Annotated in this window: 7 protein-coding genes; 3 read left to right on the top strand and 4 right to left on the bottom strand. The window is 68.3% G+C overall.

Annotation, left to right across the window (positions count from 1 at the left end):
• Positions 1-144 precede the first annotated feature (144 nt).
• The 3 genes from paoC to paoA are packed head-to-tail and all read right to left on the bottom strand — an operon-like array spanning position 145 to position 3,993.
• The gene (gene paoC / locus IAE24_RS16910; RefSeq protein WP_199960650.1) at positions 145-2,397 is read right to left on the bottom strand and encodes an aldehyde oxidoreductase molybdenum-binding subunit PaoC; all 2,253 of its coding nucleotides are present in this window, start codon (positions 2,395-2,397) and stop codon (positions 145-147) included.
• Positions 2,398-2,401: 4 nt separating this feature from the next.
• Positions 2,402-3,352, bottom strand: coding sequence for an FAD binding domain-containing protein (locus tag IAE24_RS16905; RefSeq protein ID WP_199960651.1), 951 nt, complete (start codon positions 3,350-3,352; stop codon positions 2,402-2,404).
• Positions 3,349-3,993 (bottom strand): aldehyde dehydrogenase iron-sulfur subunit PaoA, encoded by a 645-nt coding sequence (gene paoA, locus IAE24_RS16900; protein WP_013802387.1) that lies wholly within the window; start codon positions 3,991-3,993, stop codon positions 3,349-3,351. The genes IAE24_RS16905 and paoA overlap by 4 nt, the downstream gene beginning before the upstream one ends.
• A 271-nt stretch (positions 3,994-4,264) precedes the next feature.
• Between paoA and IAE24_RS16895 the strand changes: the two genes are divergently transcribed.
• From IAE24_RS16895 to IAE24_RS16885, 3 genes are all read left to right on the top strand, one after another.
• Positions 4,265-4,783 (top strand): sigma-70 family RNA polymerase sigma factor, encoded by a 519-nt coding sequence (locus IAE24_RS16895; RefSeq protein WP_199960652.1) that lies wholly within the window; start codon positions 4,265-4,267, stop codon positions 4,781-4,783.
• Entirely contained in the window at positions 4,783-5,784 is a 1,002-nt protein-coding gene (locus IAE24_RS16890) for a FecR domain-containing protein (protein WP_071955960.1), read from the top strand. The genes IAE24_RS16895 and IAE24_RS16890 overlap by 1 nt, the downstream gene beginning before the upstream one ends.
• Before the next feature lie 114 nt (positions 5,785-5,898).
• Positions 5,899-8,421: a TonB-dependent siderophore receptor gene (locus tag IAE24_RS16885; RefSeq protein WP_233626198.1), complete on the top strand. Its 2,523-nt coding sequence runs from the start codon at positions 5,899-5,901 to the stop codon at positions 8,419-8,421.
• 1 nt (position 8,422) lies between these two features.
• On the opposite strand, the gene IAE24_RS16880 is transcribed toward IAE24_RS16885, so the two are convergent.
• On the bottom strand, positions 8,423-14,011 hold the full coding sequence (locus IAE24_RS16880) for a DNA repair ATPase (RefSeq protein ID WP_233626199.1): 5,589 nt from the start codon (positions 14,009-14,011) through the stop codon (positions 8,423-8,425).
• Between the last annotated feature and the right edge of the window lie 74 nt (positions 14,012-14,085).

The raw sequence follows: 14,085 nt of genomic DNA, 5'->3' as shown, positions 1-14,085 counted from the left end.
CCTTTCCAGGCCAATGCCGACGGACGCGCAAGCTATGCGTTCTATTGATGGCCGCGTGCAAAAAGGCCGGCCACCCAGAGGTGACCGGCCTTCGTTCATCAAGAATCCAGGGCCTGAGCGGGCTGCCTCAGGTGCAGTCCCCTCTCAAGCCAGCCTCCCCAGTCCTGCCAGCAGCTTGTCCAGCGTGATCGGGTAGTCGCGCACCCGCACGCCGGTGGCGTTGTGGATGGCGTTGGCAATGGCTGCGCTCACGCCGCAGATACCCAGCTCTCCCACACCCTTGGCTTTCATGGGCGAGGCCATGGGATCGACCTCGTCCAGAAAGATCACTTCCTGGTGCGGGATGTCGGCATGCACGGGCACCTCGTAGCCTGCCAGGTCATGGTTGACGAAATAGCCCAGTCGCGTGTCCACGGCCAGCTCTTCCATCAGGGCCGCTCCCACGCCCATGGTCATGGCGCCGATGACCTGGCTGCGGGCCGTCTTGGGATTGAGGATGCGGCCGGCCGCGCAAACGGCCAGCATGCGGCGCACACGGACCTCGGCAGTGAAGGCGTCCACGGCGACCTCCACGAAGTGAGCGCCAAAGGTGGACTGCTGCATCTTCTTGTCGAGCACGCCGAATTCGATGGCATCCTCGGCCGTCAGGTCGGCGTCGCCGGCAGCGCTGGCCAGGGCCCGGCGCTTGCCGCCCGCCTGCACATGCCCATCCGAGAATTCGGCCGTCGCCGGGTCCATGCCCAGCTTGCGCGCCACGGCCTCGCGCAGCTTCACGCAGGCGGCATAGACGCCGGAGGTGGCACTGGCCGCGCCCCATTGCCCGCCCGAACCGGCCGACACGGGAAAGCCGGAATCGCCCAGCCGCACGCGCACCTGCTGCAGCGGCAGGCCCAGCATCTCGGCCGCCGTCTGGGCAATGATGGTGTAGCTGCCCGTGCCGATGTCGGTCATGTCGGTTTCCACGGTGAGCATGCCCTGCCTGTCCAGGCGCACGCGGGCGGCGGACTTCATGACAGGCGCGCCACGGTAGGCGCCGGCCATGCCCAGGCCGATCAGCCAGCGCCCTTCGCGTCGTTGGGCCGGCTGAGGATTGCGCTGGCTCCATCCGAAGCGCTCGGCGCCCGTGCGCAGGCACTGCACGAACTCACGGCGGGAAAACGGCTTGTGCTCCTGGGCAGGGGTGCCCTCCTTCGCCTTGGGTTGCGGCTTCTTGCCGCTGTCCGGCACCACCTGGGTGTCGTTGCGGATGCGCAGTTCCACGGGATCGATGCCGAGCTTTTCCGCCAGCTCGTCCATGGCAACTTCCAGTGCCATATGGCCCGTGGCCTCGCCCGGGGCGCGCATGGCATTGGCCTCGGGCAGGTCCAGCACGGCCAGGCGCGTGGCGGTCATGCGATGGGTGCCGGCATACATGCGGCGGGTCTGGTCCACGGCACCGTCCGCCGATCCTCCGGACTGGTCGCCCGACCAGCTTTCGTGGCCGATGGCGGTGATTTTTCCGTCCTGCCCTGCCGCGATGCGCACACGCTGGATGGTGGCCGGGCGGTGCGTGGTGTTGTTGGCCATCAGCGGGCGCTGCAGTGCGACCTTGACGGGCCGGCCTGCCGCGCGGGCGCCCAGCGCGGCCAGCAGTGCGTCGGCCCGCAGGAACAGCTTGCCGCCAAAACCGCCGCCAATGAATGGCGAGACCAAGCGCACCTTGTCCTTGGGAATGCCCAGCGTCTTTGCCAGCTCGCCCTGGCCCCAGGCAATCATCTGGTTCGAGGTCCATACCGTGAGCTGGTCGCCCTTCCATGCGGCCAGCGTGGCATGCGGCTCCATCATGGCGTGCGACTGGTCGGGCGTGGTGTATGTGGCGTCCACCTTCACCGGGGCGGAGGCAAACGCGCCGTCGAAGTCGCCAATGGCCGTATCCGGCGCATCGCCATTGATGCTGTCGGGTGGCACGGCGGAGTCCTTGGCCTTTGCCAGGTCATAGGCGCCAGCCACGGGCTCGTAGTCCACACGGACCAATTGCGCGGCAGCGCGCGCCTGCTCGAAGGTCTCCGCCACCACCAGGGCCACGGCCTGGTGGTAGTGGGCCACCTGGGGGCCGGCCAGCAACGGCGCGGTATTCATCTTGCCCTGGCCCAGCTTGCCAGCGGTCTGTGCGGTGACGATGGTGAGCACGCCGGGCGCGCGGCTTGCCTGCGCCAGCCCGATGCTGCGTATGCGGCCCTTGGCGATGGCCGAGCCCACCACATAGCCATAGGCCGGGTGCTGGACCACGTCATGCCGTTCATAGGCATACGGCGCCGTGCCGGTGGTCTTGAGCAGGCCGTCGATGCGGTTCATCGGCTGGCCGATAGTCTTTAGCTGGTCAATCGGGTTGAGGGTTGCGGGGGTGTCGAATTTCATGGGGTCAGCTCCTTGCCTGATGCAGCACGGCGGCAAGCGTGCGCTCGGCCAGCGGGAGTTTGAAGGCGTTGTCCTGCGTGGGCCGGGCGCCTGCCAGCAGGCGGTCGGTGACGGCCTTGGCTCCCTGCGGCATCTGTGCTTCGGCCGCCTCCAGCCGCCAGGGCTTGTGCGCCACGCCGCCCAGGGCCACGCGCCCGCTGCCGTCGCGCTGCACGATGGCGGCCACCGACACCAGCGCAAAGGCATAGGAAGCCCGGTCGCGCACCTTGTGATAGATGTGCGTGCCGCCCGGCGGGGGCGGCAGGGTGACGGATGTGATCAGTTCGCCGGCCTGCAAGGCCGTCTCTACATGCGGCGTGCTGCCGGGCAGCCGGTGGAAGTCGGCAATGGGGATGACGCGGGCCTTGCCGTCGGCCTGGATGGTTTCCACCGTGGCGTCCAGCGCGCGCAATGCCACGGCCATGTCGCTGGGATGGGTGGCAATGCAGGCCTCGCTGCCGCCGATCACCGCATGCTGGCGGCTCACGCCGGCAATGGCCGAACAGCCGCTGCCCGGCACGCGCTTGTTGCACGGCATATTGGTGTCGTAGAAATACGGGCAGCGGGTGCGCTGCAGCAGATTGCCGCCTGTGGTCGCCATATTGCGCAACTGGCCGGAGGCGCCGGCCACCAGGGCGCGGGTGAGCACGCCGTAGTCGCGCCGCACGCGCGCATGGGCGGCCAGGTCGCTGTTGCGCACCAGCGCGCCTATGCGCAAGCCGCCCTGCGCAGTGGGCTCCACGGTGTCCATGCCGGTGCCGTTCACATCGACCAGATGCACGGGGGTTTCTATCTGCAGCTTCATCAGGTCCAGCAGATTCGTGCCCCCGGCGATGAAGCGGGCGCCCGGCCGGGCCGCCACGGCGGCGGCAGCCTGCGCGGGGGATTGGGCGCGTTCGTAGGTGAAGGCAATCATGTCCTGCCCTCCCCCGCCACTTCGGTGATGGCATCGACGATGTTGGAATACGCCCCGCAGCGGCACAGATTGCCGCTCATGCGTTCACGCAGTTCATGGGCCGACACCAGGGGCTGGGCCACGATGTCTTCGCTGGCATGGCTGGGCATGCCGCGTTTGATTTCATCGAGCACGCCCACGGCAGAACAGATCTGCCCCGGCGTGCAGTAGCCGCACTGGAAACCGTCGTGCCGCACGAAGGCGGCCTGCATGGCGTGCGGGGATTGCGGCGTGCCCAGGCCTTCGATGGTGGTCACGGCGGCTCCCTGGTTCATCACGGCCAGGCTCAGGCAGGACACCACGCGCCGGCCATTCACCAGCACCGTGCAGGCCCCGCACTGGCCATGGTCGCAGCCTTTCTTGGTGCCGGTCAGGTGCAGATGCTCGCGCAGGGCGTCGAGCAGCGTGGTGCGGGTGTCCAGGTCCAGGCGGTGTTCCTTGCCGTTCACCTGCAGGGTGACCGGAAGTTGGACCCCTTCAGGGATGGAGGGAGGCTGCACTTGCGCGCCGGCCGATCGAGGCACGGCCGTTGCCGCTGCCGTGGAGGCACCTGCGATCAGCAGGTCCCTGCGCGAAACGGAAAGCTGGGTGTTGTGTTCCATGGGGCGTCCATCGTGTTGGCTTGTTCGTGGGACGTGCACGCCGTGGCGGACACGCTGCCTCAGCATCGGCGCCTGAGCTGGGTCAGGCTGTAGGTGAGGGACCCATGTCCGGGACATCGAGGTTTGCGATGTCGGCTCAGCCAAGGACCGCAACGGCCAAGCCATCGACAAGGAAAAATCCGGCCACCGCATCCCTATAATTGCGACCGATTCTTATTTCCGACCTTCATCTCCACAGGCCTTCGGGGCTGTCTTCCAGAGTTTCCAGACCGTGCCTGCTCCACACTGCGCCACCTCGCACAGCGATGTTGAAGCCATCTACAGGGCGCATCACCCCTGGCTTCTGGGCTGGCTGCGCCGCAAGCTGGGCGGCTCGGACCACGCGTCCGACCTGGCGCATGACACCTTCGTTCGCCTGCTGTCCACCCAGACAGCACGTGGCGATCTGCAGATGCGCGAGCCGCGCGCCTACCTCACCACGGTGGCGCGCAACCTGCTGATCAACCACGTGCAGCGCCAATCGCTGGAGCGAGCCTGGCTGGACACCCTGGCGCAAATGCCCGAGCCCATGGCGCCCTCGCCCGAGGAGCGGCTGCTGATCCTGCAGACGCTGCACCAGATCGACGCCATGCTCGACGGCCTGCCGCCCAAGGTGCGCGAGGCCTTCCTGCTGTCGCAACTGGACGGACTGACCTACGCCCAGGCGGCGGAGCGCCTGGGGGTGACCGAACGCACCATCAAGCGCTTCATGGCCCAGGCCTTTGCGCAGTGCATCGTGCTGGTCTGCTGATGGGCGCTTCGTCCACCTCCAGCGCCATCGATGCGCGCGCCGCGCGCGAAGCAGCCGAATGGCTGGTGCGCGTTCAATGCGAGCCGCAAGATGCGGGCCAGGCACAGGCGCTGGCCCGCTGGCGCGCAGCCGATCCGCAGCACGAAGCCGCCTGGCAACGCGCCGAGCTGGTGATGGGACGCGTGGGCACGGCCACAGCGCCATCCGGCAACGGCGCGGCCCTGGGCCCGCTGGGGGCGGCGGCCCTGAGGGATGCAGGGAGCGCCCGGCGCCGCGCCACCACGCAGCTGCTGGCCGCGCTGATCGTGGCCGGGCCTGCAGGCTATCTGGCCTGGCGCGCCGGACCGTGGTCGGCCTGGTCTGCCGACGTGCGCACGGCCACGGGCGAGCGCCGCGAACTGCAGCTGCCAGACGACAGCCGCATGCAGCTGGATACCGGCAGCGCCGTGGACATTGCCTTCACCGCCATGGAGCGCCGCCTGGTACTGCGCGCGGGCGCCGTGTGGATACAGACCGCTGCCGATGCGGCCGGCCGCCCGTTTCTTGTGCAGACGCCGCAGGGCACGGCGCTGGCCCTGGGCACACGCTATGCGGCGCGCATTCTGGACGATGAGAGCACCCTGGTCGTCGTGCGCGAAGGTGCGGTGCAGCTGCGCCCGGCACGGGGCGGCGAGCCCGTGCGCGTGTCGGCGGGCCAGCAGGCGCGCATGGGCAGCGGCGCGGCAGAGCCTGTGCAGCCCGCTGGCCTGGCCTCGGACGGCTGGACGCAGGGCGTGCTCTATGCCGAGAAAACGCCGCTGGGCGAATTCGTGGCCGAACTGTCGCGCTACCGGCCCGGCATTCTGCGCTGCGACCCGGCCGTGGCCCGTCTGCCCGTGAGCGGCGCCTTCCAGCTGCGCGACACGGACCAGGCCCTGCTGGCGCTGGCCGCTTCGCTGCCGGTGCGCATCCACCAGCGCACGCGCTACTGGGTGCAGATTTCGGGCTTGGCCGCGCCCTGAGCCTGCGGCATGTCCCCTTTTGCGGGATCGGCGGTCATACAGGAAGACAGCTTCAACGGCGCGTCCCAGGCTGGCTGGGCACCGCTTCCCTCGTCTTCCAAAGGACAGTTCTTCATGGCGCAGCGTATTTCCCTGGCCGCCACGGCCCCCTTCCCTCTTTCGGCGCTTGCCGCCTCGGTCCACCAGCGCCTTTCGCACCGACTTGTGCGCCGGCCCGTTCAGGCTGCCCTGCTCGGGCTGATGCTGGGCGCCGCCGGTGCGGCAGCCGCACAGGCCATCCCAAGCGCCCCGGCCGCGCAGACAGCACGCGAGTACGACATTCCCGCTGGTTCGCTGAGCCAGGCACTGTCGCGTCTGGCCGGCGAGTCGGGCGTGACGCTGTCGGCCGACCCGCGCCTGACGCAGGGCCTGCAGTCCGCCGGCCTCAAGGGACGCTTCGAGCTGACGGGCGGGCTTGCGCAGCTGCTGCGCGGCACGGGGCTGGAGGCGGTGCAGGCCGGCCAGGGCGTCTACGTGCTGCGCAAGAGCGCGGCCCATCCCGTGGTCACGCCGCCTGCGGCCGCCGCGGCGTCTTTCACCCTGGGCGAGGTGCGGGTGAACGCCTGGGCCGAGCACTCCACCGCCACCGAGGACACCGGCGCCTACACGGCCAGGGTGGTAACGCTGGGCAAGAGCGTGCAAAGCCTGCGCGAGATTCCGCAATCCGTGTCCGTGGTCACACGCCAGATGCTGGAAGACCAGAACATCCAGAGCCTGGACGATGCCATGCGCACCCTGGCCGGCGTCACCGTGGAGCCCGGCAGCACGGGCGGCAACCATGGCAACTTCTATCTGCGCGGCTATGCCGTGGATACGGTGCAGACCGATGGCGTGAACATGCCGGCCAGCACCGGCAATGACCTGTCCACCGGCTTCGGCATGGCCATGTACGACCGCATCGAGCTGCTGCGCGGCCCGGCCGGGCTGTTCCAGGGCGCGGGCGATCCGGGCGGCTCCATCAACCTGGTGCGCAAGCGCCCCAAGGCGCAGGCCGAGTTCAACACGCAGTTCTCGGCAGGCTCGTGGCAGCGCTACTACGCAGAGGCCGACATGACCGGCCCGCTGTCCCGCGACGGCCGCGTACGCGGCCGGCTGGTCACGGCCTACCAGGACCAGCAATCCTTCGTGGACCATGTGTACTCGCGCAAGCCCCTGGTCTACGGCGTGGTCGAGGTGGACCTGGCCCCGTCCACCACGCTCACGGCCGGCGGCAGCTACCAACAGTACAAGGGCCGCCCGGCCTTCGGGCTGCCGGCCCTGCCCGATGGGCAGTTGCTGGACATTCCTCGCTCCAGCTACCTGGACCCCATCTGGAACCACATCACGGAAAAGAACACGGAGTACTTTGCCGAGCTGCTACACCGACTGGACAACGGTGGGCGCATCAGGCTCAACGCCATGTACCGCGAGCAGGACGAGCCCTCGCGCATGTTCGGCTGGTCGGACTGCGCCGCCGACCCGGCCACGGGCGACAGCTGCCTGGTCAGCTGGGCCTATCGCAGCCACTGGAAGACGCATGGCCTGGACGCCTCCGCCAGCCTGCCCTTCAGCGCCTTCGGCAGCACCCGCAACGAGCTGGCCGTGGGCGCCGACTACCGCAAGATCCGCAAGAACTTCCAGTACGGCGGCGGCGACAACGCGCCCATCAACATCTACCAGCCCGACAACAACGTGCCGTTGCCGACCAATTACAGCTTCTCCAACGGCAACGACAACCGCACCGAGCAGTTCGGCCTGTATGGGCGCGCCAATCTGCGCCCCGTGGACCGCCTGCTCATCAGCGTGGGCGGGCGCATGACCTGGTGGCAGAACCACGCCATCAACCGCAATGCCTACTTCAACCAGTTCTCGGAAACCGACAACCGCATCAACGGCAAGTTCACGCCCTATGCCGGTCTGGTGCTGGACCTGAATGACCAGGTGTCGGCCTATGCCAGCTACACGCGCATCTTTGCGCCGCAGACCACCAGCGACGCCGCGGGCAACACCCTGCGCCCACGCGTGGGCCAGCAGTACGAGGCGGGACTCAAGGGCGAGTGGATGGACGGCCAGCTCAACGCGCGCACCGCCATCTTCCGCATGGAGGACACCAACCGCGCCATGACCGATCCGGCCAATCCGCTGTTCTCGGTGGCATCCGGCAAGATGCGCAGCCAGGGCGTGGAAGCCGAGATCGGCGGGCGCATTGCGCCCGGATGGAATGTGTCGGCCGGCTACGCCTACACACAGACCAAGACACTGGAGGGCACGCCCGACCAGAAGGCCCAGCTGTACACCTTCATCGCCCCGCGCCACAGCTTCAACCTGTGGACGCGCTACCAGTTCGGCACCGGCGCGCTGGAGGGCTTCAGCCTGGGCGGCGGCCTGCGCAGCGTCAGCCGCATGTACCGGCTCAACGGCGATGTGAAGTTCTCGCAGGGTCCGGTCACCACGGCGACGCTGCAGCTCGGCTACCGCATCAACCGCCATGTGGACGCCACGCTCACCATCAACAACCTGTTCGACAAGGTGTACTACCAGCGCGTGTGGGCCGCCTACGGTTCCAACTACTTCGGCGAGCCGCGCAATGTGATGCTGACGGTGCGCGGGCGTTTCTGAGCTAGGCCGCAGGCGGCACGTCGCCGCGCTGCATGCGCTCGAAGGCCTTGTCGATTTCCTCGGAGCGTATGGCGCCAGCAGCCGGCACGGGACGGCCCGCGCGCTGGGCGTCGATCTGCTCCTGCATGCGCGTGGCCACCTGCATCAGCACGCGGTGCAGGCCCAGCTGCTGGCGGCGGGCCTGGTCCAGGTGCGTGACCACGGGCTCCAGGGACTGGGCCAGCGAGCGGGTCAGCAGTTGGCCCATCATGTGGACCAGGGCCTGACGGTCCCGGGCGGCCTGTACCTCCGACGGGGTGCTGGCCTGGGTGCTGACGGGCTCGCTGGCCGCCCTTTGTGCCATCAGCTCGCGTATGCCGTGCAGCGAATCGCCTGCCGCGCTTTGGGTTTGCAGCAGCCGCGCCAGCAGAGCCTGAAGCGCCTGTAGCGTCTGGGATTGGTCAGCGTCCCTGGCGGCGGCCTGCGCGGCCGCTGCCGATGCGTGGGCCTGGCCGGCGGCGTCTTCCTGCACCGCCTGCTGCTGGGACTGGGACACCGACTGGGCCACCTCGCGCGTGGCGGCGACCAGATCGACCAACTGCGCCGTCACGCGCGTGGCAGCGTCGGCATTGGCACCGCCTGCGGCCTGGCGGCGCAGGAACTGCTGGCGTATCTGCTGCCAGCGGGCGCTGTCCTCGTCGCTCATCTGCCCGCGCAGCTCGGCGAGCTTGAGCAGGTTCTCCTCGGCGCCCGTGGTCAGCATCTGCGCTTCGCCCTGGTAGTGGTCGGCCAGCATCTGCTGCATTTCCTGGTCGTTCATCACGGGCGTGATCTTCTCGGCCAGCTTGTTCATGTTGCGGTAGCTGCCCTGCAGCCGGAAGGCCGGCTCGGTGCGGTAGCCGTCGTCCTGCGCGGCGCTCTGGATGTACTGCTGGTTGACCTTGAACACCAGCTCGCGCACCTGCACCATGCGGGCCAGCACGGCCTCGATCTCGCGCAGCTCGGCCGATGAATAGTCGTGCGACAGCGCATTGCCCGAGACCTCCCGGCCCTGCGCCTTGTCCAGCAGCAGGTACAGGTCCTGCAGGCTGCGCGTGGCCATCGGCGCCAGCACGGCGTTCGAGGTCATGCTGTTTTCGATATAGCTGAGCTTGAACACCTCCTGCATTCCGCCCAGCACGTCGCCCAGGTTGTAGATGTCGGCACGGTTGGCCAGCATGTCGGGGATCTTGAAGACCTCGCCCGACTCGGTGTACGGGTTGCCCGACATCACCACGCAAAAGCGCTTGCCGCGCATGTCGTGGGTACGGGTCTGGCCCTTCCATACGCCCTCGATGCGGCGCGTGCCGTCCGACAGCGAGATGAATTTCTGCAGGAACTCGGGGTGCGTGTGCTGTATGTCGTCGATGTACAGCATCACGTTGTTGGCCATCTCCAGCGCCAGGTTGAGCTTTTCCAGCTCCTTGGCCGCCGTGGCGTCCGGCGCCTGGGCCGGGTCCAGCGAGCGCACGGAGTGGCCCAGCGCCGGGCCGTTGATCTTCATGAAGATCAGGCCCAGCCGGTTGGCCACGTACTCCATCAGCGTGGTCTTGCCGTAGCCGGGTGGCGAGATCATCATCAGCAGGCCCATCTGGTCGGTGCGCTTGTTCTCGCCGGCCACGCCGATCTGCTTGGCCAGGTTGTCGCCGATCACGGGCAGGTAGATCTCGTTGATGAGCCGGTTGCGCACAAAGGACGACAGCGGCCGGGCCTTGAATTCCTCCACCCGCACGCGCGAGCGCCACTCCTGCAGCAGCTGCTGGCGCAGCGCCTGGTAGCGGCCGAATTCGGGAACAAAGGTACGGAAATGGCGCGCGGCGCGCTGGCCCAGGTCGTCGATCTGCAGCCACATGCGGCCGTCCGCAATGCGCGGATGCTGGCCCAGCAGGCCCGGCACTTCGTGGCGCAGGTCCACGCTGCTGACCTTGCAGGGCAACTGGCCGGCACAGCACAGCCATGCCGCGGCCTCGCCGCAATAGGCCAGCCAGGCCTGCCCTTGCCCGTCGTCCAGCGCGCGGCAGGCGGTCTGCAGCCAGTGCAGCGCGCTGCGCCAGCGCTGGTCCAGCGGCGCCACGGCCTTGTCGCGCCGGTCCTCGCCCTGCCAGTAGGCCTGCATTTCTTCCCAGCGCTGCAGCGGCTGGGCCTGCTGCTGCACGGCGGCCTGCAGCGCGGCAATGGCCGACTGGCTGTAGCTGGAGAAGGAAAAGCGCACGGCCTTTTGCGCCAGCTCGGCCTGCAGGTAGTCGGCGGCGCCGTGGATCAGGCTGTCGATATCGCTGTCTGCGGGCGCCGCCTGTCCTGGCAGCAGGTCGCGCAGCAGGCCCCGCTCTTCGGCATAGGCGCGCAGGCGCTCGGAGATGTCGGTGCGCAGGCTCAGCTGCTCGGCCTCGCTGCCGAACATCTGCTGCATGGCCTGGGCCTGCTGGGCGCGCAGCGGCCACTGCGCCATGGCGGCAGCCAGCTGCGGCTGCTGCACCTGGGCCTGTGCGCTCCAGAACAGCAGGGCCAGCGCACGGGCGTCGGGCGCAAAGCGCAGCACGCCGGCGGCATCGCGCAGGGGCAGCAGCACCTGCAGGATGCGGGCCGCATCATGGTCGTGGATGCCGCGCTCATAGCCTTCGCGGTAGCGCGGCGCGGAGAACTCGCGGATGGCCTGGGTCAGCGCCGCCTCGTCGGGCAGCAACTGGGCCAGCCGGGCCTCGCTCCAGCCGTCACGGCGCTGGCGCGCGGCCAGCACCACTTCCAGGGCCAGGTATTCGCCCCGGTAGAACTGCGGTGATTCGGCCGGCGTGGAGGCATCCCAGTAGGCCTGCAGGGCGGCCAGCTCCGGGTTGTCCATGGGCTCGAAATACTCGGTGCCGACCAGGTGCAGGAACAGTTCGCCGTTGCGCGGCAGCAGGGTCAGGTCCAGCTCCTGGTTGCCCACGCTGAAGCGGTGGCGGCCCAGGCGGATGATGGCGCCGTCGCCTTCGTACAGCTCGGTGCGGTCCTGCAGCGCGCGAAACGCCTGGTCGCGCAGGTTCTTGACGCGGCCGTCGATGTCGTCGGCCTTGACCGGGTCATGCAGTTGCTCGCGCAGGCGCTGGGCCAGCTCCTTGAGCTTGCCGATCAGCGGATCGCCTGCAAAAAAGGCATGCAGGGCGTCGGCGCTGGCGAGTTTTTCGGTGCGCTTGGGCAGGCTTTGCACGATGCGCAGGGCCGCGTCCAGCACGCCTTGCGCCTTGCGCTGGCGCTCGTCCTGCAGCGACTGGCGGCGCGCCTCGAAGCTCTCCAGCACCTCCTCGCGCTTGGCCATGATGTCGCCGAGGAACTGCTCGTGCTCGCCGAAGCGGCTTTCGATTTCCTCCAGTTGCACCAGTAGGCGCGCCAGCTGCTCGTCGCATTTCTCGGGCGTCTGCGCCAGGCCCAGGGCGCTGACGATGCTTTGCGAGAACAGCGCCAGCTGGGCGGCGAACTGGGCCACGTTCTCGGCGCCGCCCAGGCCCGACCGGCGCTGCTCGGCGCGTGCACGCACCTGGTTCAGGCGCGCATAGACGGCCGAGATGCGATCCACCACCTGGGTACGCTGCGTGGCGTCGTCGATGGACAGGCTGCCCATGAGCTCGGACAGCATGTCCAGCGCGGCCGCCATGTCGGCCATGCGCGCCAGCGGCTCGTTGATCTGCGCCACCGTGGCTGCCGCCTGCGCGGCCTGGTCCAGCGCCTGCAACTGGTCGGCATAGGGCTGCATGGCCTCGTCGGTGGCAATGAAGGCGGCCGTGCGCTGGGAGACTTCGGCCTGGGCCTCGTTGACGCCCTGCACCATGGTGTCGATGGCGGCCTGGTCCACATAGCGCAGGTCGCGCGTGGCCATGAGCTGGCCGCGCAACTGGCCCAGTTGGGTGAGCGCGTCCACGTACTCGCCAATGCTTTTCCAGTCGGCCAGCCGCAGTGTCTTGAGCAGCTGGCCGTGGCGGCTGGAAACCTCGCCCATGGCCTTGGCCGAGGCGTTGCGGATGCTCTCGACCTTTTCGTACTCGTCGATGACCGCATCACCCGTGGCGACAATGCCCAGCAGGGTCTCGTGCACGCCCTTGAGCTGCGGCGCGCCCAGCCAGTGGTAGCGCTCGAACAGGCGGCGCGCGGCGTCGATCAGGCGCTCGTAGCGCGGCAGCGAGACCTCGGTGGCCGCGATTTCCTTGCGCACGCTGTACAGGTCGGAGATGCCGCTGACCAGCTCGGCATTGCCGATGCGGCCCAGGAAGCTGTCGCGCTGCGGCTGGCGTGCCGCATAGTCGTCCGAGGCAAAGGGCGTGCGCCAGACCTGCATGGGGTGCACGCGCGAGGCCTCGTTGCTCTCGGCCGCGAAGATGACGACGCGCCCGTCGTCCATGCGCGCATAGCCGTGGCCGATGATGGGCGGCTGCAGGGCGCGCTCGATCAGGTTGTACTTGAACAGCGCCATGCGCCCGCTCTCGGGCTCGTAGAACACGTAGAGCACATCCTCGCCGTTGGGCGAGCGGATGCTGCGCCGGTAGCGCATGCCCTGCATGTTCTGCTCGAACGAGCGGTTCTCGCCGCTTTGCAGGTAGTAGCCGCCGGGGAAGATGATGCCGTGGTCCTGCGGCAGCTGGATGCAGGCCGCGCCGATGGCGTCCATGCGCAGAACCTGGCGCGACAGGGTGTTGAAGATCAGGTAGCGCCACTGCTCTTCGCGGTAGGGCAGGATCTTCAGCAGGATCAGGCTGCCGACGGCGGCGTACTCGAACACGGCGTCGTCCAGCGACTGGTTCTTCTCCTGCACGGGCTCGCTGTAGATGCCCAGTCCGTCGTTGGTGTTGTTCTCGACCTTGATGGTCAGCGTGCCGCCCAGGGTCTCGACGAAGACCTTGTCCAGCACGTTGATGTGCGGGTGGCGTCCCTGCACCAGCTGCTCGCGCCCGGCGCGCTGCCACTCGAAGTCGTGGGGTGCAGGCAGTTCGATGTCGCGCTCGCCGCGGTTGTCTATGTAGCGGATGGGCTGGCCATCGACGGGCACGGACCAGCGGAATACGCGCACATCGGACAGGCGCTCGCCAATCTGAAAGCTCGCCAGCAGCTTGCCGTCGCGCACGGCCAGCTGCATCAGCCGGGTGTTCTTGTAGTAGGCGTACAGCTCCTGGAAGTCCTGCACGAAGCTCTGTATGCCCAGAAAGCTGTCCTTGAGATCGACCGGCGTGACCTCGTAGCCCTGCTCTCCCTCGTGCAGGCGGTACAGCACGAACACGTCTTCCACGCGCGTGGACTGCTTCAGGCCCATGAAGACGTTGTAGCCAAACAGCAGGTAGCCGCCGACCTGGGCGATGTCGCGGCCCAGGCAGTTGTTTTCGGTGCGCACGCGCATGCGCCCGATGACTTCCATCTGGCTGCGGCCGAATTCCTCCAGCCGCTCCTCGTTGAGCTGGCGTGCCAGCGTCTCCAGCGCCTGCCCCTGGCCGTCAAGGCGCTTGGCCAGCACTTCATAGGAGCCGCCGCTTGCGACTGCCTGGTCCACGGCAGAGGCCGCGGTGTCGGGGGACAGGGACTGTGGGGACGATGGGGACGGTTGGGACATGGGCGTCACGGGCTTTCGCGTGTCAGGGACCATTCACGCCCTCCCCGGCCAGCTGACTGGCAGGCAGGCGGGCG

Source organism: Delftia sp. S65 (assembly GCF_016516495.1).
GTDB classification, from domain to species: Bacteria; Pseudomonadota; Gammaproteobacteria; order Burkholderiales; family Burkholderiaceae_C; genus Comamonas; species Comamonas acidovorans.
This window is presented reverse-complemented; position numbering and strand designations above follow the sequence as displayed.